Annotated in this window: 17 protein-coding genes; 3 read left to right on the top strand and 14 right to left on the bottom strand. The window is 53.7% G+C overall.

Going from position 1 to position 18329, the window contains the following annotated elements:
• Window positions 1–217: 217 nt before the first annotated feature.
• The 9 genes from ACO0LM_RS25245 to ACO0LM_RS25205 all read right to left on the bottom strand — a co-directional run bounded on the left by ACO0LM_RS25245 (window position 218) and on the right by ACO0LM_RS25205 (window position 9938).
• Entirely contained in the window at window positions 218–1318 is a 1101-nt protein-coding gene (locus ACO0LM_RS25245; protein ID WP_423041111.1) for an ABC transporter ATP-binding protein, read from the bottom strand.
• Window positions 1319–1343: 25 nt separating this feature from the next.
• Window positions 1344–2879, bottom strand: a complete 1536-nt coding sequence (gene nagZ / locus ACO0LM_RS25240; protein ID WP_423041109.1) for a beta-N-acetylhexosaminidase — start codon at window positions 2877–2879, stop codon at window positions 1344–1346.
• Window positions 2876–3697 carry a carbohydrate ABC transporter permease gene (locus tag ACO0LM_RS25235; RefSeq protein ID WP_423041107.1) on the bottom strand — a complete coding sequence of 274 codons (822 nt, stop codon included), beginning with the start codon at window positions 3695–3697 and terminating at the stop codon, window positions 2876–2878. Before ACO0LM_RS25235 ends, nagZ begins: the two co-directional genes overlap by 4 nt.
• Window positions 3698–3699: 2 nt before the next feature.
• Window positions 3700–4605, bottom strand: a complete 906-nt coding sequence (locus ACO0LM_RS25230; protein WP_423041105.1) for a carbohydrate ABC transporter permease — start codon at window positions 4603–4605, stop codon at window positions 3700–3702.
• Window positions 4602–5858, bottom strand: a complete 1257-nt coding sequence (locus ACO0LM_RS25225) for an ABC transporter substrate-binding protein (protein WP_423041103.1) — start codon at window positions 5856–5858, stop codon at window positions 4602–4604. Before ACO0LM_RS25225 ends, ACO0LM_RS25230 begins: the two co-directional genes overlap by 4 nt.
• Before the next feature lie 194 nt (window positions 5859–6052).
• A complete protein-coding gene (locus ACO0LM_RS25220) occupies window positions 6053–7063 on the bottom strand; it encodes an SIS domain-containing protein (protein WP_422990572.1) in 1011 nt (336 codons plus the stop codon).
• Window positions 7056–8192, bottom strand: coding sequence for an N-acetylglucosamine-6-phosphate deacetylase (nagA, locus tag ACO0LM_RS25215; RefSeq protein ID WP_423041101.1), 1137 nt, complete (start codon window positions 8190–8192; stop codon window positions 7056–7058). The genes ACO0LM_RS25220 and nagA overlap by 8 nt, the downstream gene beginning before the upstream one ends.
• Entirely contained in the window at window positions 8189–8923 is a 735-nt protein-coding gene (locus tag ACO0LM_RS25210) for a GntR family transcriptional regulator (protein WP_422990553.1), read from the bottom strand. The genes nagA and ACO0LM_RS25210 overlap by 4 nt, the downstream gene beginning before the upstream one ends.
• Window positions 8924–8993: 70 nt before the next feature.
• Complete coding sequence (locus ACO0LM_RS25205) at window positions 8994–9938, bottom strand: BadF/BadG/BcrA/BcrD ATPase family protein (protein ID WP_423041099.1); 945 nt, start codon at window positions 9936–9938, stop codon at window positions 8994–8996.
• Window positions 9939–10586: 648 nt separating this feature from the next.
• On the opposite strand from ACO0LM_RS25205, the gene ACO0LM_RS25200 reads away from it, so the two are divergent.
• The 3 genes from ACO0LM_RS25200 to ACO0LM_RS25190 all read left to right on the top strand — a co-directional run bounded on the left by ACO0LM_RS25200 (window position 10587) and on the right by ACO0LM_RS25190 (window position 12885).
• A complete protein-coding gene (locus ACO0LM_RS25200; RefSeq protein WP_423041097.1) occupies window positions 10587–11231 on the top strand; it encodes a hypothetical protein in 645 nt (214 codons plus the stop codon).
• A 124-nt stretch (window positions 11232–11355) separates the two neighbouring features.
• Window positions 11356–12258: a hypothetical protein gene (locus tag ACO0LM_RS25195; RefSeq protein ID WP_423041095.1), complete on the top strand. Its 903-nt coding sequence runs from the start codon at window positions 11356–11358 to the stop codon at window positions 12256–12258.
• 117 nt (window positions 12259–12375) lie between these two features.
• Window positions 12376–12885, top strand: a complete 510-nt coding sequence (locus ACO0LM_RS25190) for a hypothetical protein (RefSeq protein ID WP_423041093.1) — start codon at window positions 12376–12378, stop codon at window positions 12883–12885.
• Between the two features lie 160 nt (window positions 12886–13045).
• Here the strand turns inward: ACO0LM_RS25190 and ACO0LM_RS25185 are convergent, their stop codons facing one another.
• The 5 genes from ACO0LM_RS25185 to ACO0LM_RS25165 all read right to left on the bottom strand — a co-directional run bounded on the left by ACO0LM_RS25185 (window position 13046) and on the right by ACO0LM_RS25165 (window position 18241).
• Complete coding sequence (locus ACO0LM_RS25185) at window positions 13046–13603, bottom strand: cytochrome b/b6 domain-containing protein (protein WP_423041091.1); 558 nt, start codon at window positions 13601–13603, stop codon at window positions 13046–13048.
• Between the two features lie 16 nt (window positions 13604–13619).
• Window positions 13620–13901 carry a PepSY domain-containing protein gene (locus ACO0LM_RS25180; protein WP_422990560.1) on the bottom strand — a complete coding sequence of 94 codons (282 nt, stop codon included), beginning with the start codon at window positions 13899–13901 and terminating at the stop codon, window positions 13620–13622.
• 107 nt (window positions 13902–14008) lie between these two features.
• Window positions 14009–14692 carry a Fe2+-dependent dioxygenase gene (locus ACO0LM_RS25175; RefSeq protein WP_423041089.1) on the bottom strand — a complete coding sequence of 228 codons (684 nt, stop codon included), beginning with the start codon at window positions 14690–14692 and terminating at the stop codon, window positions 14009–14011.
• A 27-nt stretch (window positions 14693–14719) separates the two neighbouring features.
• Complete coding sequence (locus ACO0LM_RS25170) at window positions 14720–15862, bottom strand: alpha-hydroxy acid oxidase (RefSeq protein ID WP_423041087.1); 1143 nt, start codon at window positions 15860–15862, stop codon at window positions 14720–14722.
• A 66-nt stretch (window positions 15863–15928) separates the two neighbouring features.
• A complete protein-coding gene (locus tag ACO0LM_RS25165) occupies window positions 15929–18241 on the bottom strand; it encodes a TonB-dependent receptor (RefSeq protein ID WP_423041085.1) in 2313 nt (770 codons plus the stop codon).
• Window positions 18242–18329: the final 88 nt, after the last annotated feature.

Below are 18329 nucleotides of genomic sequence, written 5' to 3'. Positions count from 1 at the left end.
GTCTTGGCGTAACGTTCAAAGCTTCCTTGGGCAAAGGTAGTCTGTTTCATGGCTTCAATGATTGACAGGGGAACATGCTTCTATTAACGTTTCTGAAGGAGATTGCGTTTACTTAATCAGAGATTCCTTAACAACAAACACGATATCAAGTGGAACGTAAAATTAATATGTGCTTGTATAAAGCGCTTCAGATCAATATTTAAAACCATGTGCGGGCTCAAGCCCTAACTGCGCTGCCTTCTGCATCAAACACATGGCACCTCCCCACCGGCAGTTGCACCCGCAAATCTGCCCCAGGGAATAAATCTGAGGTATCTGCTGGCAGCTTGATGGCGAACAGGTTTTCTTCACCGGCCAGTGTGGCGTAGACGATGGCGGCGTCGCCCAGATGTTCGATGAAGCTGATGCAGACGCTGAGCTGGTTGTTGCTGTCCTGGGTTTGTGCGGATGGGGCTACGTGTTCTGCGCGTATGCCTATACTGACTGCTTGTCCTTCTGTCAGGGCGTTGGGAGGGATGTTGACTTCCAGGTGTGCGCCACCGGCTAAAATCACTGTTGCCTGGTTGTCGGCGCAGCGGCTGACTTTGCCTTGCAGGAAATTCATTTTGGGTGAGCCCAAAAAGCCGGCGACGAAACAGTTGGCGGGTTTGTCGTAGAGTTCCAGCGGTGCGCCTATCTGTTCTATCTTGCCGCCATTGAAGACGGCGATGCGCTGGCCCAGGGTCATGGCTTCAACCTGGTCATGGGTGACGTAGATCATGGTGGCGGCCAGTTCGCGGTGCAGCTTGCTGAGTTCTATGCGCATTTGCACGCGCAGGCTGGCGTCGAGATTGGATAGCGGTTCATCAAATAAAAACAGGCCGGGTTTGCGCACGATGGCGCGACCGATGGCGACGCGCTGGCGCTGGCCGCCGGACAGGTCACGCGGCTTGCGGTGCAGCAGGTGAGTCATTTGCAGGATGCCGGCAGCATGCTGGACCGCGGCATCGATGTCTTGCTTGCTCATGCTACTGAGGCTAAGGCTGAAGGCCATGTTTTCATACACGGTCATATGCGGATACAGGGCGTAGGACTGAAACACCATGGCCAGACCACGCTTGGCGGGTGGGATGTCGTTGGCCAGTGCATCACCGATGTACAGTTCACCGGCGCTGATATCTTCGAGGCCAGCGATCATGCGCAGCAGGGTCGATTTACCACAGCCCGAGGGGCCGACAAAGACCATGAATTCACCATTGCGCACATGCAGGTCTATGCCTTGCAAGACCTGGTTACTGCCATAGGATTTGCTGATCTGCTGCAGTCTGACTTCGGCCATGCCTTGCCCCTCCCCTTTATACTTCTTACGTTGCTGCGTTAGAAAAACCGGCGACCGGGATCTGGCCGCTGGCGATTATTTCAGCGGCAAACCAGGCGCGTGCGGCATCGATGGCGGGTGGGGAAAAGCCATAGGTGATCAGAGCCGGTGCCTGGATGTCGAGCATTTGAAACGGGTTCCACAAGACCAGGTGCAGGTCTGGCTTCCAGCTGTCGCGCACCTGCTTGCTGTAGCGTATGCGCACGGTGGATGCCAGTATCACGAAGCGGCCATCGTTGGGCAAGGCGCTCCAGTCAAAGGTGTCGGCTTTGTTAAAAGTGACGGTGTCCACATCGTACACACTGGCCAGCATGGCGCTGACTTTGCTGGCGGGGATGCCTGCTTCTGACACGCCATCGCTGACGACATCGGCGCTGATGATCAGGCGCACCTTGCTGCCCCTGGCGGGCGGTACGGCATTGCCCTGGGTGGTCAGGCCGCGCTTCCAGGCACTGGCCATAAGGATGCGGTCTGCCATGTCGGTCTGGTAGGCGGTGTCTATGCAGGGATAGCGTGTTGTCAGTGCAGTCATGCGCTGCAGTTTTTGCTGTATGTCGGCCAAAGAAATCTGGCCAGAGAAAATGACTTCGGTCAGTGCGTTCAGGGTTTCAAGCTGGGTTTCTGTTGTGCCTAGCGCCATGACCATGTCAGCCCCAGCCAGCAAGGCGCGCACCGCTGCATTGCCGACGCCATAGCGCCCGGCGATGGCGTGCATGTCCATGCCGTCGGTGATGACGACGCCCTGGTAATTCCATTGATCACGCAGCAGACCGGTGAGTATGGGTTTGGACATGGTGGCGGGATTGTCTGTATCCAGCGCCGGGTAGACGATATGCGCGGTCATCATGGCGGGTGCATTGCGGCTGACGGCGGTCTGGAAAGGGGCCAGTTCCAGCGCCTGCAATTCGGCCAGGCTTTTATTCACGGTGGGCAAATCGCGGTGTGAATCAACATTGGTGTCACCATGACCCGGGAAGTGCTTGACGCAGCAAGCCACGCCTTCAGACAGGCTGCCATCCATCCAGGCCAGTGCCAGTTCACTGGCGCGCTTTGGGTCAGCGCCGAATGAACGTTCAGAGATGACGGGGTTATCGACGTTATTATTCAAATCCAGCACGGGTGCAAAGTTCCAGTTAAAACCCAGTGCCTTGACACCACGGGCAACGGCAGCACCCACCTGGCGGCATAGTTCCGGGTCCTCGCTGGCACCCAGTGACATCGCCGCCGGAGGCTGCGGTACCCAGGTGGAACGCACCACTGCGCCCCCTTCCTGATCGATGCCGATCAGTGCTTCCGCCCCCATGGCACTGCGCAGATCAGCCGTCAGTTTTTTCAACTGGGTTTCGTCCACCATGTTTTGCCTGAACAGGCAAATACCACGGATGTAATTGTCTTTCAAGAATTGTGCGGATGCATCGTCAAGGCTGGTGATGGGCAGGCGTATCATCACCAGTTGGCCGGCCAGGCGGCGCGCTGCTTCGCGTGTCAGGGTTTGCTCATTATAGTTTTTGTCTTGCGTCATTTCACTGCTCCATCCATGCCGCGCATAAAAAAGCGCTGGGTAAATAAAAAGGCGACCAATATAGGTGCAACTGTCAAAATGGTTCCTGCCGCGATCACGCGGGTGCTGCTGCCGTAGGTGCCGCGCAAATACAGCACACCCGCAGATAACGGAAAATCTTCTGGCTTGCTGATGACGATAGATGGCCAGATGTATTCATTCCAGGCTTCGACTGCGGTCAGTATGCCCACTGTTGCCAGCCATGGGGTGATCAGGGGCAATACGATGCGGTAAAAAATTGTCCATTCACTGGCACCATCCACCCTTGCGGCATCCAGCAAGTCTTGCGGTACCTCATCGAAAGCCTGTTTCAGCAAGAGTATGGATACTGCCGTCACGATATTCGGCAACACCACGGCGGTATAGGTATTCACCAGCGATATCTTGGTGATGGTGATGAAGTTGACCAAAAAATTGACTTCTGACGGCAAGATCATGGTTGCCAGTATTACGCCCATGATGAGCTTGCTGCCGCTGAACTGCATGCGTGATAAAGGATAAGCGGCCAGTGAACACACCACCAGCTTACCCAGCACTGTCGCCAGGGTAATCAGCAGCGAATTTTTATAGAATGCAATGATGGGGATGACGCGGAATGCCTCGATAAAATTATCCAGCGACACGCCACGCGGCCAGAAGGTGGGTGGGAATTCAAACAGATTGCCTTCGGTCGATATCGCCACCACCAGTGTCCACCAGAAGGGGAAAATACAGATGATGGCAATCAGGCTCAACAAACCATATTGCGATGCCGTGTTCAGGATTTTTTTGATGGACATGCTCATTCCCTGTGCCCTGGTTTAAGCCAGCGCAGGCAGATGAAGGCAATCGCCATGCAGCACACAGACACCACGAAACTGGCAGCCAGACCACGTGGCAGTTTCAAGTGTTTTAGCCCCTGGTCATAAGCGTAATACAGGGCCGTGAAGGTGGAGTTCATGGGGCCGCCCTGGGTCAGCACATCGACTTCCTGATACGCTTTCAAAGCTGCCAATACCGACATGATGCTGCACACCAGGATTGTTGGTTTCAGCATCGGCACGGTGATGCGCCAGAAACGTTGCCAGCGATTGGCACCGTCGAGTATGGCTGCTTCCTGCATTTCTGCTGGCAGTGATTGCAATGCCGCCAGGTACATCACCATATACCAGCCCAGGCCACGCCAGAAGGATACAAACATGACGGCGAACAGGGCCAGGGTATCGTCCGACAGCCAGCCCAGCGGTGCAGCAATCACATGCAGTTGCAGCAGCACATAATTAAGCGTGCCCTGTTCATGGAACATGAACCCCCACATGATGCCCACCACAGAAACGGTGGTCACCACCGGCACATAATAGGCGGCACGAAACCAGCGTATGCCGGCCAATTGATTATTCACCAGCACCGCCAGCGAAATGGCACCCAACTGCGTGAAAGGCACCACCAACAAAAACAGCAGCGAATTTTTTAGCCCGGTCAAGAACATGTCATTCGCAAACAGGGCGCGGTAATTGGCAAACCCCACCCAATGCACAGGGCGTATCAAACTAAAATCGGTAAAGCTGAGGTAAGAGCCATACATCACCGGCCAGAAGGAAAACATCAGCAGCAAGAACAGGGCTGGGGCCAGAAAGGCATAGGCCAGCAGATTGCGTCGTCTTGTCACCGAAGCCAGAGTTGAAATGGATGCCGCTTGCTTGCTCATGGCTGCTTTGCTCCCTGCAATTTACGGTTCCAGATGGCGACGGCTTCATCCAGTGCTTCCTGCACGTCACGTCTGCCGGTGACACCAGCCTCCACGGCCTTGACCAGGAAGCGGCGCAATTCGTCATAATCATCAATGCCGCTGACATACAGGGTGCGTGAAGCATTCATGGAATTGGCAGCAACCGCCAATGCCTGTTCTGATGCACCGGCATTGGCTGGCACCTGCTTAAAGTAAGGGTTGGACAAGGCCTGCCTGGTGGTGGGCATGACGCCAGCAAGCCGTGCAAAAGTCAGTTGATTGGCGTCGCTGGTCAGGTAGCGGGCAAAGGTGGCAATCTCGGGCAGTTGCTGTTTTTTTACACCCTTGGGTATGGCAAAATGGAATAACCAGCCACCATCATTGATGCCAGTTGGCCCCGGTGGCACCGGAAAAATACCGGTCTGCGCATAAATCTCTGGCGCATCTGTCTGTATGCGTTTCATGGCGGTGGGTGCGCTGACCATGACGCCCAGTCGCCCACCCAGATAGGCATCCACCACCGCCGGGAAATTGTCTTCGGCAAACAGCTTGTCTTTCAAAAAACCGTTTGCCTTGTAGGTCGCCGCCAGTTTTTTGATCAATGCCACATGGGCGAGTGAGTTGAAGACGGCCTTGCCATCGCGCAGTAAATCCAGCCCCTGCTGCATGAAAAAACCATCAATCTTGCCCAGCGCCGGTGCATAACCTGGCTTGCCGGTTTTGGCGGAAATCAGCACTGCCTGGGCCAGCAGTTCATCCATGCTCCTGGGGGCCTGGGTGATGCCGGCTGCTGCCAGTATCTTGCGGTTATAGGCAATCACATTGACGTTGCTGTAATGGGGAAAGCCATACACCTTGCCATTGAAACGCAAATCGGCTAGTGCCGCATCGGTGTAATCAATTGCTGCACCCGGTGTGGCCAGCCATGCATCGACTGGTTCCAGCAAGCCATCACGTGCCATTTCTTCTGCCCATGGCACGCTCAGATTCACCAGTGCCGGTGGGGTACCGGCGGCGATGGCGGTGATCAGTTTCAACTGCAAGATGTCCCATGGAAAATCCACCCATTCGAGCTTGACGCCGGGGTGTTGTGCTTCGTAGTTTTTAACCAGTTGCTGGAAGTAGGGAATGAACTTGGGCTTGAGGCTCATGGTCCAGAATTCGATTTTCTGGACAGCCAGGGCATTGCCATGCAGTGTTGTGCCCAGCACAAAGGCAGCCAGCAATACCATGCATCTGGGCCAGCGGCTTTTAGCTGGGTGTTTAGCTGGACTTTTAGCCCGGCTGCTGCCCTTGACTATACTCCCCCCAATTTTGAATAAATTTCGCATTTTTTCTATGTATGCATTGCTATTAGTAAAAATACTAGGGGGAGTATCTATCTTTTAAGTTTTTAAAAAATAGCGCGGCGGATTATCTGCACAGTCTAATTGGTTTTTGTCACTTTGCTGAGGTGACGTGGCTTGTCCGGGTCCAGGCCACGGGCAATCGACAGATTGGCGGCCATGACATAAAACGCCTGTATCGCCACGATGGGGTCAAGATCGGGTGTGGCTGCTACCGGCAGGGTCAGATTACGTTCCTTGACATCATCCGGTGCGGCCAGCAAGACATTGGCGCCACGGCCACGCATTTCTTCTGCCAGGGCGATCTGGCCAGCCTGTGAGGGACCACGGGTTGCGAAGATCAGCAAGGGATAACCATCGTGTATCAGTGCCATCGGGCCATGTTTGATTTCTGCACCACTGAAGGCTTCAGCCTGGATGACGGAAGTTTCCTTGAACTTCAATGCCGATTCCAGCGCCACCGGGAAGCTGATGCCACGTCCCACCACCATGATGCGTGACGCCGGTGTCAGTACATCCAGCGCTGGCGACCAGTCAAATTCGGTGGCGGCACGCAGGGCGTCCGGCAATTGTTCTATGGCTTGCAAAAATGCCGCATCATCTTGCCAGTGCCCGACCAGGCGTGCAGCGGCAACCAGCGAAGTGATAAAGCTCTTGGTGGCCGCCACGCTCAGTTCTGGCCCGGCATGCAGGGGCATGGTCCATTCTGCGCTTTGCCCCAGCGGTGATGCAGCATCATTCACCAGCGCCACGGTAGTGGCACCACCTTCGCGAAAATAACGGATGGGTTCGACCACGTCCGGGCTTTGGCCAGATTGTGAAATCGCAATCGCCAATGCATCCCTGGCCTGCAAGGGCGCATTATTCAGTGTCACCAGCGACATCGGCAAGGACGCGACGATGCGTCCCAACCTGGCCATGATGAGGTAAGCCGCATAATTGGCGGCATGGTCAGAACTGCCACGTGCCACTGTCACCACCGAGCCTGGTGGATGGGCACGCAAATGGGCACCCAGGGCACGGTAACTGTCATTGTCCAGCTTCAGTTGTCCGGCTACAAAATCGGCGGAAGAACACGCTTCCTTAAGCATCTGCGAGGTCAATCTTTTCTCCTTCTACATAAACAGCGATGAGGTTGAGCTGGCGATCCAGCACGACCAGGTCTGCGTAACTGCCAGCCTGCAGGCGGCCACGCTCATTCAATCCCAGATAATCGGCTGCGTAGGTAGAAACACGCTTCGATGCATCTTCCAGATCCAGGCCTATGCTGACCAGATTGCGCAGCGCCTGATCCATGGTCAGGGTACTACCTGCCAGCGTGCCGTCTTCCAGACGCACACCACCCAGGCATTTATGCACCACCTGGCGGCCCAGCATGTACTGGCCGTCTGGCATGCCGGATGCGGCAGTGGAATCAGTCACGCAATACAGATGCGGAATGGCGCGCAGGGCAGCCCGGATAGCGCCCGGATGCACATGCACCAGGTCGGGAATAATTTCAGAAAACTGCGCATGTGCGAGGGCAGCGCCGACCATGCCGGGTGCCCGGTGATCCATGCGCGACATGGCGTTATACAAGTGGGTAAAACCAGTAGCACCGTTTTCCAGCGCGGCCTTGCCCTCTTCATACGTACCCAGGGTATGGCCTATCTGTATCTGCATGCCCATGTCTGTCAGCTCGCGCACCAGTTGCAGATGGCCGTCCATTTCGGGTGCGACGGTAATCAGTTTGATTGGCGCTATGGCATCCAGGTGACGCACCTGGTCCAGTGAACCGGCATGCGCGAAATCTGGCTGCGCCCCCAGCTTGCCGGGGTTGATGTACGGGCCTTCCAGATGCACGCCCAGCACGCGGGCTGCGCCTGCGCTGCGCTGATCGACAAAGGGCCTGATCGCCTTCAATGCCTGTTCAAGGTCTGCCAGCGGTGCAGTCATGGTGGTTGCCAGCATACTGGTGGTACCATGCTTTGCATGCTTGCGGGCGATGACTTCGACGGCATCACCGGCTTCCATTGTGTCTTTGCCGCCAGCACCATGCACGTGCAGATCCACAAAACCTGGCAGTATGTAATGACTGGCTGCCACCTGATCAGGGCTACTTTCAGACGGCACGCTGGCATCGGCAGTGATCGCCTGTATTTTTTCAGCAAAGCTTACCGATCCCCATACCCAGCCTTGCGGTGTCAGTATCTGCCCTTGCAATTGTTGATTCAAGCTCATCTGAACAGCTCCGCCACAAAGTCATAATAATCACTGCGGCAGTACGAGTGAGAAAGCTCGATTGCTGCACCAGTGGGCAGATAGGCAACGCGGGTGATGAACAGCATCGCCGCGCCCTGTTTGATATCGGCCAGCCGCGCCTGTTCGGCTGTTGCATTCACAGCGCGGATATGTTGCAGTGCGCGCGTAGGTGACAGATTTTGTGCTTCCAGATAACCGTACAGGCTATCGTTGACCAGTTTCGGGTTTGGTATATACATCGCCGGTATGGTCGTGCTTTCTATCGCCATCACCACATTGTCGGCAGTACGCAAACGCTTGAGGCGCGACACCACGGTATTCGGCGACAGGCCCAGCGACAAAATCTCTTCTGGCGAAGCGATCCCGGTTTCACGCGATAACCAGCGCGAGCCAGGCACAAAACCACGATTGCGCAATTCTTCACTGAAGTTGGTCAGGCGCGATAAAGGCTGTTCAAGCTTGGGGGTGATGTAGGTGCCGGAACCATGCTTGCGGGTGAGCATGCCACGCTCGCACAACATGTCGATGGCTTTGCGCGCAGTGACGCGTGAGATATCCAGGGTTTCAGACAGCATGCGCTCTGACGGCAAGGCTTCATCCGGTTGCCACAGCCCGCTATGTATGCCGTTAGCCAGTTTATTTGCCAACTGCAGATACAAGGGAGTAGAACTCTCTGCATCAGGTTTGAAATCTATCAGTTGTGCCACCATGGTTCTCTCTCTTGGTTTATGGGTGTTGCTGGTATTACTGATGTTGCTGATGTTGCTGATGTTGCTGGTATTACTTATATTGCAGATGCTGCTGTATCAGTATCATGGCGCCCGCTGCTGAATCTGCCTGCGGCTTTTGCACCCGCCCCGCCAGTTCCGTCGGCAAATACGCAGCTACCGCATCCGCCAGACCGCCACACAGGGCAATCGGCAATTCAGCAGAAGGGTCGAGCGCCTGCGCCATGATGGCAACCTCTTTGCCAGCATCCTGCATGACGGTGTGTGCCACTTCCACTTCGGCAGCAAAGCGTATTACCAGTGGTGCCAGTTCTGCAAAACGGGTCTGGTTGGCCTGCGCCAGCCAGGCAAAGACGGCATCCCTGTCGCCACCACAATGTGTCAGCACGGCGCTGGCAAATGGGTTAGCGGCAGCACGCCCATCCAGCACACGCTGCAAGTGATTGACGGCACGCATGCCAAGCCATGCCCCGCTGGCTTCGTCACTGACAGGGAAACCCCAGCCACCGACTTCACGACGCTGACCGTTGGCCAGCAACACTTCACCAACACTGCCAGTGCCCAGTGCGATGATGGCACCAGGCTTGCCGCCCAGTGCCCCCAGCAAAGTTGTGTATGCATCCGTTTCAGCACAGACAGCACCAAAGCCAGGATTGAGGGCGACGAATTCTTTGGTCCAGTGGATATTGTGCACACCAGCCAGCCCGCAGCCGACAGCAACATCCTGCAATGGCGGCATGACCAGGCCAGCTACTGCAAATGCCTGCTGCGTCGCCTGCAAAATGGATTGCCAGGCCTTGTCGCGCCCCAGTGCCAGGCCAGATGGCCCGGCGCTGCCACGCCCCAGTTCCTGGCCTGCGGCATCAGCCAACACCACTCGCGTGCCAGTACCACCACCATCAGCACCGACAAAATAAGTGCAGGCCACGGACGTAAGCGTACCGCGTGCGGTATTCTGTCCGTCTGCTGTGTGCTGGTTTTCTGCTTGTTTATTCATTGATAAGTGAGCATTGATAAGTGAGCTATTCATGTTTTTTAACGCCGCCAAACCAGCGACGCCACATCTGCTACCATTTCAGGCTTCACTGTAAGTTTTTTTCCTAGTGGATGTCAATAGGTATTTAAGTGGTATCTTCAATTAAAATGTAAGCAATTCCCCACCTGCCCTCTGCTGACTCTACAAGCAGACCAGCGCCCGCCCGTCGTTTGGCAAGTTGTATTACAGCCATTGGCTGCAAGTACCACGGTAAAGTGCCTAGCCGGGTAACCGTGCCCGACAAGCAAGCGCGTCCAATGCTTGACCGTAGCAGACACATGTCGGCGTGGTATCCGCACAATCAATACAGTGATTTTTTAAGGTGGTATTAGGCTTACAAAGCGACGTTTACAGTGATAGCTTATGCAAAACCCGCCGCACCCCCGCAAGGACAACACAGACAGAGCGGCGACCTGCTATACACAATTGGAAGTTTTTTTGTACACCTATGGCCTGCTTTCTATAGCAGACACTTGCAATCCCAATATTTCTGACTATTCCTGCCCGCCTGGATTTACATGGTGATACGGAGCGGGTTAACATTGGTCACCAATGTTTCAGTTCACTGTTGCACACATCCTGTGTGCAAAGCTTTTTAAGGAGAGAGCAATGGGCTTGGGAATATCTGTTGGAGAATTAGCCGGACTGGCTGAAAGCGATCCTGAAGGTGTCGAATGGATGGAAGAAGGCTTTGCAGCAGCCAACGCAGTACTGACGGAAGCAGGTTTGCCCGAACATGTGGAACCCCGTCAATTGCCTGCACTCGATTCGCGTGCACAACTTGACAGCCTGCCGTATTCCTTCATCCACTATCTACGTCGCGCCTACGCCCGCCGCAAGGCTGACCCAAGCTGGATTGCGACACCCTTGCCAAAAGATGAAGAACCTGAAGAGGATGAAGCGCTTCAAGCAGAATACGATGCAATGAACAGCCACCTGATCTGCCATTCTGATGCCGAAGGTTATTATTTACCTGTGGATTTTTCAGAAGTCTTGTTTGCTGAAAGCGCCGATTCAGACTTGCCAGGCGGCATGCTCGGCTCTTCATACAGGTTGATGGAAGAACTGCTACTGGTTGCTCCTGCCCTAGGTATCAAACTCGACAATGATCAATTGTCGGATAGCGAGGCAGAACGCATCAGCAAAGTTGCACAAGAGGAGGACGGTTGCTACCGTGAATTGGAATCCTGGATATTGCTATACGAATGCGCGCGCCTGAGTCTGCAATATAAAACGGCGATAGTGTTTAGCTGAGTATTCGCCAAGAATAAGTCTTCACACCTGGATGTGTAGGCGGTTACAGACGCAAATGGGGCAACGACAGCACCTGCCCCATTAATCCTGCAAAAAAACATCATTAACTAAGGGTAAGTCTACGATGGGTAAGGCGGTTATTCTTGTTATCGGCGACAACTTCAGGGATCAACTCGACAGGTTCAGCATGTCTGAACATACTGATTCTGTCGTGGTCGATGTCTTAATTAAATTAAAGACACGGTATGCAACTTTATTCGGCTCATACGAAGAAGATTTTTGTGGATGGGTAAGGAAATATTTGGGCTACCAAGTTCTTGAAGAAGGGCAGGAACCAGATATCGGCGCGGTACACGCAGACGGATGGATGCGCATCGATGCCAATGGACAGGTTTTTGAACTCATGGAGCGCATAATACCAGGCGGACTTATTGAGTCGTTTAACGACACGATTCCTAAACTAAAACTCAAACCGGGTGCAGAGGGAATTGAGACAAGCGGCTGCAATACAACAGAAATCGTGGAGGGCTATGCTGGTTCAGTACGCAAGGATGCGATTGACTTTGAAGCGGTAAGCAATGCCATACGCACTGCCGCCAATGATCGTTGGTGCCGTGCTGCGGCTGCTTGCGATTCACAAGTATGGGCTCCGTTCGAACTCATAAAGAAAAAATATGCCCTCGATTATCATGGTGACGAACTGCAGCTTAACGCGCTAAGCGCATGGGCAAACCAGCCTTCCGTGAAAGCTATTCTGGCCGAGACAGATATTAATGATGTACAAACCAAAAATATTTCTGCATTAGAGCAAGGCATCCTGAACCTGTTTCGCTTGAATAACAGTCCTGATGCAATCGATCCACTGCGTTTATCGCGCAACCAATATATGGACAGGTTTGGCTTTTTTAGCCTTGTACCCTATTGGTTAGCGATACACGACGGCCTGGTGCTGAATCATTTCGACGATGCGTATTTTAGTTGCCTCACTGATGACACCATCCTGACACTCGCTAGTGTCCGTGTTTGACGTGAAAGTATCAGTTTTTCAACGGCAGAATCGCACGATTACCTTTGACGAATTAGGTATTTGTTGCCACCTGCATTTCCAGCTAAAATTAAAACTAGTCCAGAACGGGTGCCTATAATGTTTATGATGGAATTACCAGCGACGACATTTCAAGAAACGGCTCAGCATTCAACGATTGTGGCAACTACACAAGTTGCAGAGAAATTCGACCGCACCATAGGTATCTGTCATTTAAGCGAGAATTTTGGTCAACCACTATCTGCAGCCGATAGTATGAGTCCCATTTTGGCACTGGAAAATTATTACCGAAAGAGAGAAAAGACTAAAATTGAAGGGAATGGGATTGCCACAATTTTGAAAGCACCTACAAATGGCGCATTAAGTAGTTTGGGAAGTGGGAATTTTTTATATCTTCCAAACAAAGGGTTCATAGGCAATGATCGTGCGACCTTGTTTGTCAAATTCGGGGAAAAACGGGTTAAGGTGGAATATTTTTTCAAAGTAATGCAAAGCGTGCCTTTGCAATATGAAACTGGACCAAGCCCCTATGAAGAAAGCGGGTGCCCCAAGAAAGTGCGGGTCTGGAAAATTTCTGATTTAACAAAAGTACACGGCAAGGCCACTTAGCCGAATTGGACTAATGACCTTGAATGCCATTGATCAACTCACGAGTCGCCTTATCCATACAAGTGCAAGTGCGTATCCGGTGAATGTTTCTGGACGCTACTTCATTGTTTGGCTATTTGCAGATGCTATCAAATCGATAAAGCAGTAACCAGATGTATATCTAATCCACATCACCCGGCCCCGCCACCGGTTTTTCACCGATCAGCATGGCCTTGGCCAGGTTTTCGTGATGTTGCCAACTGGTGAACAGAACACCGGCCACGTGCAAGACTATCAGGCCAACCATGATCCAGGCGATAGTGATGTGTACACGTACAGGCCAGGCGTAGCCCCATAGTAAATCGGTGCCCATGGCCCAGCCGGTCAATACCAGCAATGCCACGCAGGATAACAATGCCACGACCATCCAGCCGCCCAAGGGGTTGTGGCCGATGTAACGTGGGGCTTTGGCGCGCATCACCAGGCGCACATAATCAAGCGTGGCTGGCAGCGGTTTAAGGAATTGGCCAAAGCGTGCATAGCGGTTGCCGACGCCAGACCAGACCAGGCGTGCCAATACCAGCAGGCCAGCGCCATAGCCTATATATTCATGGGCAACGCCAGTCTGGCCGCTGGTGAACCATGCAGTTGCGATACTGAACACCAGCGCCCAATGAATCAGGCGTACGGGCATGTCCCAGACGGGCGCGTCCCGGACGGGCACGTCCCGGACGGGCATGTCCCCGACGGATTGATTATTCTTCAACGCGCTCGAACGTCACCGGGTTGAAGAATGCTTCTACGCGTTTGCCCTTGGGGTCTTTGGCATACACTTCGTAGCAGCTGGTGGTTTGTTCCATGCGACGGATTTGCCAGCCTTCCTTGGTCAGCTTTTCTTGCAATTCGGTGTGTGGACGCCATTTGGCTTTTGGCTGGTCGGTACATTTGACATCGCCATGTGCCCAGGCGCTGCTGGATATAACAGCAAATGCCACCGGGACGAGTTTTACAAAAATTGATCGCGTAATTGATTGCATCGCTTACTCCTGATAAGTGATTTAAAACTTGGTTAAAACTTGGTTAAAAAAGTGATTTAAAACTTGGTTAAAACTTGGTTAAAACTTAGTTAATGCTCAGTTAAAACTTAAGTGATGGCCCAGCGGCGCAACAGGTTGTGGTAAACACCTGTCAGCGTCAGCAGTGCCGAATTTTGTGGGTCGACCGTCAATGTCAGTTTCTGGATTGCCTGATCCAGATCGTATAGCATCGCACGTTCTGTACCGTCGCTGACCATGCTCTCTATCCAGAAAAAAGAAGCAGTCCGCGCACCTGATGTCACCGGTGTCACCCGGTGCAGGCTGGAAGCGGGATACAGCACCATATCACCCGCAGCAAGCTTGACTGTTTGCGCACCAAAGTCGGTGTCGATTTCCAGTTCGCCCCCTTCATACTCTCCGGGTTCGGCCAGGAACACCGTGGCGGCCAGATCGCTGCGCAAATTTTGGCCCGTGCCGGGCAGTACCATGATGGCGCTGTCCACATGCAGGCCATAACCGCCGCCATCCTGGTAGCAATTGAATTTTGGTGGATAGATTTTTTGCGGCAAGGCGGCAGAAATGAAGGCGGGATGCTGACCCAGATTGCGCAAGATATGGTTGCCGAGTTTGATAGCCAGTTCTGAATTGTCGTCTATCTGCAAATTGCGTTTGACCTGCTGCGCGAGCGTGCCAGCCGTGCGTACACCGTCCTGCCATTCGGCATGGTCCAGATGCGCCCTGAACTGTCGGACTTCATCCTTGCTCAAGACATTCGCTATCACAATCAACATACCGTCAGCCTTACTTTATCGGTTAATTTAGTTCGTTCCAGGACAACGCAGCAAAGCCTCACTGCCAATGTCGCGCAAGGTGGCGCAACCGGCTTGCGCCATGCACACTTCCAGTTCTTCGCGCAACAGTTTGATCATGTGGGCGACACCCAATGCGCCAGCAACGCTCAGTGCATATAGTTGCAAACGCCCGATCAATACGGCATCGGCCCCCAGCGCCAGCGCCTTGAAGACATCCGCACCTGAACGTATACCACCATCCAGCAACAAGGGGAAATCATCTCCCACCGCCGCACGGATGCCCGGCAACACAGTCAGGCTGGCAGGGGCGCCATCCAGGCTGCGCCCGCCATGGTTGGAAACGACAATACCGGCCACCCCGGCGGCCTGCAAGGCACGTGCATCGTCGGGGTGCAAGACGCCTTTTACCCATATCGGCAAAGAAGTCTGCGCCATCAGCCAGGTCAGGTCTGACCAGGTTGGTGCGGCCCGCATCACACCCTGAAAAATACGGCTGTCACCCGGCGATAATGCAATCTCTTCAGCAGGCTGTCCAGCAGATGGGTCTTGCAGGTTAACCGCGACACAATCAGCCGGCATGCGAAATCCCGCTTGCAAGGCACGCGTGCTTGCCACTTGTATGGATGCATCCAGCGTCACCACGATGGCACTGAAGCCAGCCGCCTCTGCCCTAGCTAACAAAGCCAGCGTATCATTACGACGGGCTTGGAAATACAGTTGGAACCACTTGTGCGGGCCCGCCGCATGCGCCACATCTTCAAGGTGACAGGATGCCAGCGTGCTGCATACCATGCAGCTATCCGTCGCCTGCGCAGCCCGTGCAGTGTCGATTTCGCCAGCCGCATGGGCAAGCTTCTGGAAAGCCACGGGGGCCAAGAATAGGGGATGAAGGAAAGTTTGTGCGTCCAAAGTCACTCGCGTATGGCCATCTTTGACATCACGCAGCACACGCGGATAGATGGACCATTGCGAGAAAGCGGCCAGATTGGCGGCCACCGTCAGGTCACGCCCACTGCCACCAGCTACATAGGCGTAGCTGGGTTCTGCCATGGTACGCTGCGCCACCAGCTCATAATCCTGGGCGCAGCGTATATCTGCCGGAATACCCGGCGCGACTGGCTGATTAGCGGATGTGGACGGCTTGTTCATCAATGGAAATTATCAACAAAGAATCCGTATTTTAGCTGAATCGCCAGTTCGCCCGGCAGATGGTTTTTACATTTCGTAGTTCAGCGCGACGCGTACTGCACGTGCATCACCTTTGTACAGGAATGAACCCGAACGGTACACTGCCGTGTAGTAGTCCTTGTTCGTGACATTCAGTACATTCACGCGGACATCAAAGCGACGTGAGAAGCGATATGCGGCAAACACATCATACGCCGTGAACGAAGGTACTGGCTGTGAGCAAAGACCAGTTGCTGTGTAACCTGCTGCCGTGTCAGGCTGGCCACCACAACGATCACTTTCATGACGTGCTGCACCGCCGAACGAGAACGCATTGGTCAACTGATACTTGGCCTGCAACGAGAAAGTCTTCTTGGCAAAGTTGCTCAATGGGTTACCGATGTTGGCAGGTGTTGAAGAAGCCAGCACTTTGGAATCCATGAAGGCCGCGCCGGCCTGTACCGACAAGTCTTCCGTCAGGTTACCACTGAGACCAAGTTCCAGACCTTGCACACGATTTTTACCTGTGTTGAACGTACCGACGGTGTCATAGTTGGCACCTTCCATCACGTCTGATTTTTTGGTCTGGAACAATGCTGCGGTAGCCAGCAGTTTGTCGTCCAGCAGGTTCCACTTCACACCCAGTTCATAGTTGATTGAGGTTTCTGGCTTGGCACCGGCAATCTGGTTTTGATACAGGACAGCGCCACCGTACCCGCTGCTGGTACCTGCATCCGCTTCACCGCCATTGATGTCTTGTGCGCTGGCGACAGAACCATAGACGATGAGCTTGGGTGTGATCTTGTAGCTCAGGCCCAGATGGCCGTTCACCAGTGTGTCTTTATAACCGTAGTCGCCAGTGATGACGCCCGTGGTGTTATTGCGGCGTGTCAGGTTCAGGTCAAAGGAATCTGCACGCAAGCCGCCAAAAGCAGTAAATTTGTCAGTCAGATCAACGGTGTCCATCAGCGTCAGCGCCAATGCCTTGATATGCCAATCCTGGTTCCAGGTCAGACGGCTAGAGTTACGGCCAGCCAGGTTACTCAAATTGGCGACCGGTGTGCCATTGCTGTCAGTGAAACAGAAGCCATTGTTGGCACCGATGCCCGCCGTGGTCTTGCAATTGAATGTGCCGGTATTGGTGATGGCATAGGTACCGGACACGACTTTGTGGTCAGCATATTCTGCGCCAAAGATAAATTCATGCTTGAAGCCTGCCAGCACTTTGTCCCAACGCAAATTGCTTTGGTGGGCAAAGTAATCGATGTCTTGCCAGCCAGTGTGGCCACCATCGAGGGCGCCAGTGGTGTAAGCCACGCCTGTTGCACCATTGTAGCGGGTTGCAGAAGACGCACCAGAAGTCACATAACCGTTGCCGGATTTACCGTAACGCGTCAGGCTGGTAAGCTTGAGATCAGGTGCCAGCGTCCAGTTCACACGTGCCGTGACGGTATCCACATCCGACTTGAGGAAATCATTTGCCTGGCCATACACCGGCACATTGGTCGCTGGTACACGATTCGGCACAGTACCTGTCAGGTAGTAACCCAGATCCGGCGACGTATCTTTGGTACGCAGACCATAGTAATCCAGCGTGATGGACAAATCCTTGTCGACTTCATACAGGCCGGACAAGGCAATACCCTTGCGCTTGCGGTTAGCTGGCGAACGGTCAGGCACATCTTCATCGCCATACAGCACATTGGTGCGCAAAGCAAAATGGTCACCAAAACCTTTATTGATATCCGCAGTGACACGGCGTTGTGAATCACTGCCGATACCTACGGAAACACGTTCAAAGTCATGATCCAGAGTAGCCTGCTTGGTGATGGCGTTGATCGCACCACCGGCAGTGCCACGGCCAGCAAAACTGGAGTTAGGGCCCTTGGCAATTTCCAGTTGTTCGATGACGAAACTTTCACGTGTAGACATACCCGGATCACGCAAGCCATCGACAAAGACATCGCTGCGCGCCTCTTGGCCACGGATAATATACCGGTCGCCGAAGGCATTGCCGTTTTCACCGGTACCCAGCGTGATACCTGGCTGCGCGCCCAACACCTGTTTCAGGTCTGTCAGGCCAGAGTCATCAATCGCTGCGCGGGTCAGTACTGAAATAGTTTGTGGCGTTTCAGCCAGCGGACGCGTGTGACGAGAATCAGCAGACGATTTCGCTTTGTAAGGCGCACCAACTTCAGCATTGGGATTGGATTCAACACGCTTGCCCAGCACTTCCACTTCCGGCAACTTCTGCACATCCTTTTGTGTCTTGGCAGCAGGCGGCGTGACCTCTTGCCCCATGGCGACCATAGGCATGAACATGGCGCTGGAAATACCCAAGGCCAATGTTGTCTTTTTCATCGAATTTATTACCAGATCATCAGTAAGACGAAGGTTTTTTGGTTGCTTAACGTGTGAGTGATTCAAGACTTGCCTCTGATTGTGTATC

Origin of the sequence: Undibacterium sp. Di26W, assembly GCF_049340265.1 — a bacterium.
GTDB lineage: Bacteria > Pseudomonadota > Gammaproteobacteria > Burkholderiales > Burkholderiaceae_D > Undibacterium.
The sequence above is the reverse complement of the archived record's forward strand: the minus strand, read 5'-3'. Positions and strand labels throughout refer to the sequence as shown.

Coding starts and splice junctions, on each gene's coding strand:
- ACO0LM_RS25245 (WP_423041111.1), bottom strand. CDS start 1,318: ATGGCCGAAGTCAGACTGCAGCAGATCAGCAAATCCTATGGCAGTAAC.
- nagZ (WP_423041109.1), bottom strand. CDS start 2,879: ATGACGCAAGACAAAAACTATAATGAGCAAACCCTGACACGCGAAGCA.
- ACO0LM_RS25235 (WP_423041107.1), bottom strand. CDS start 3,697: ATGTCCATCAAAAAAATCCTGAACACGGCATCGCAATATGGTTTGTTG.
- ACO0LM_RS25230 (WP_423041105.1), bottom strand. CDS start 4,605: ATGAGCAAGCAAGCGGCATCCATTTCAACTCTGGCTTCGGTGACAAGA.
- ACO0LM_RS25225 (WP_423041103.1), bottom strand. CDS start 5,858: ATGGTATTGCTGGCTGCCTTTGTGCTGGGCACAACACTGCATGGCAAT.
- ACO0LM_RS25220 (WP_422990572.1), bottom strand. CDS start 7,063: ATGCTTAAGGAAGCGTGTTCTTCCGCCGATTTTGTAGCCGGACAACTG.
- nagA (WP_423041101.1), bottom strand. CDS start 8,192: ATGAGCTTGAATCAACAATTGCAAGGGCAGATACTGACACCGCAAGGC.
- ACO0LM_RS25210 (WP_422990553.1), bottom strand. CDS start 8,923: ATGGTGGCACAACTGATAGATTTCAAACCTGATGCAGAGAGTTCTACT.
- ACO0LM_RS25205 (WP_423041099.1), bottom strand. CDS start 9,938: ATGAATAAACAAGCAGAAAACCAGCACACAGCAGACGGACAGAATACC.
- ACO0LM_RS25200 (WP_423041097.1), top strand. CDS start 10,587: ATGGGCTTGGGAATATCTGTTGGAGAATTAGCCGGACTGGCTGAAAGC.
- ACO0LM_RS25195 (WP_423041095.1), top strand. CDS start 11,356: ATGGGTAAGGCGGTTATTCTTGTTATCGGCGACAACTTCAGGGATCAA.
- ACO0LM_RS25190 (WP_423041093.1), top strand. CDS start 12,376: ATGTTTATGATGGAATTACCAGCGACGACATTTCAAGAAACGGCTCAG.
- ACO0LM_RS25185 (WP_423041091.1), bottom strand. CDS start 13,603: ATGCCCGTCCGGGACGTGCCCGTCCGGGACGCGCCCGTCTGGGACATG.
- ACO0LM_RS25180 (WP_422990560.1), bottom strand. CDS start 13,901: ATGCAATCAATTACGCGATCAATTTTTGTAAAACTCGTCCCGGTGGCA.
- ACO0LM_RS25175 (WP_423041089.1), bottom strand. CDS start 14,692: ATGTTGATTGTGATAGCGAATGTCTTGAGCAAGGATGAAGTCCGACAG.
- ACO0LM_RS25170 (WP_423041087.1), bottom strand. CDS start 15,862: ATGAACAAGCCGTCCACATCCGCTAATCAGCCAGTCGCGCCGGGTATT.
- ACO0LM_RS25165 (WP_423041085.1), bottom strand. CDS start 18,241: ATGAAAAAGACAACATTGGCCTTGGGTATTTCCAGCGCCATGTTCATG.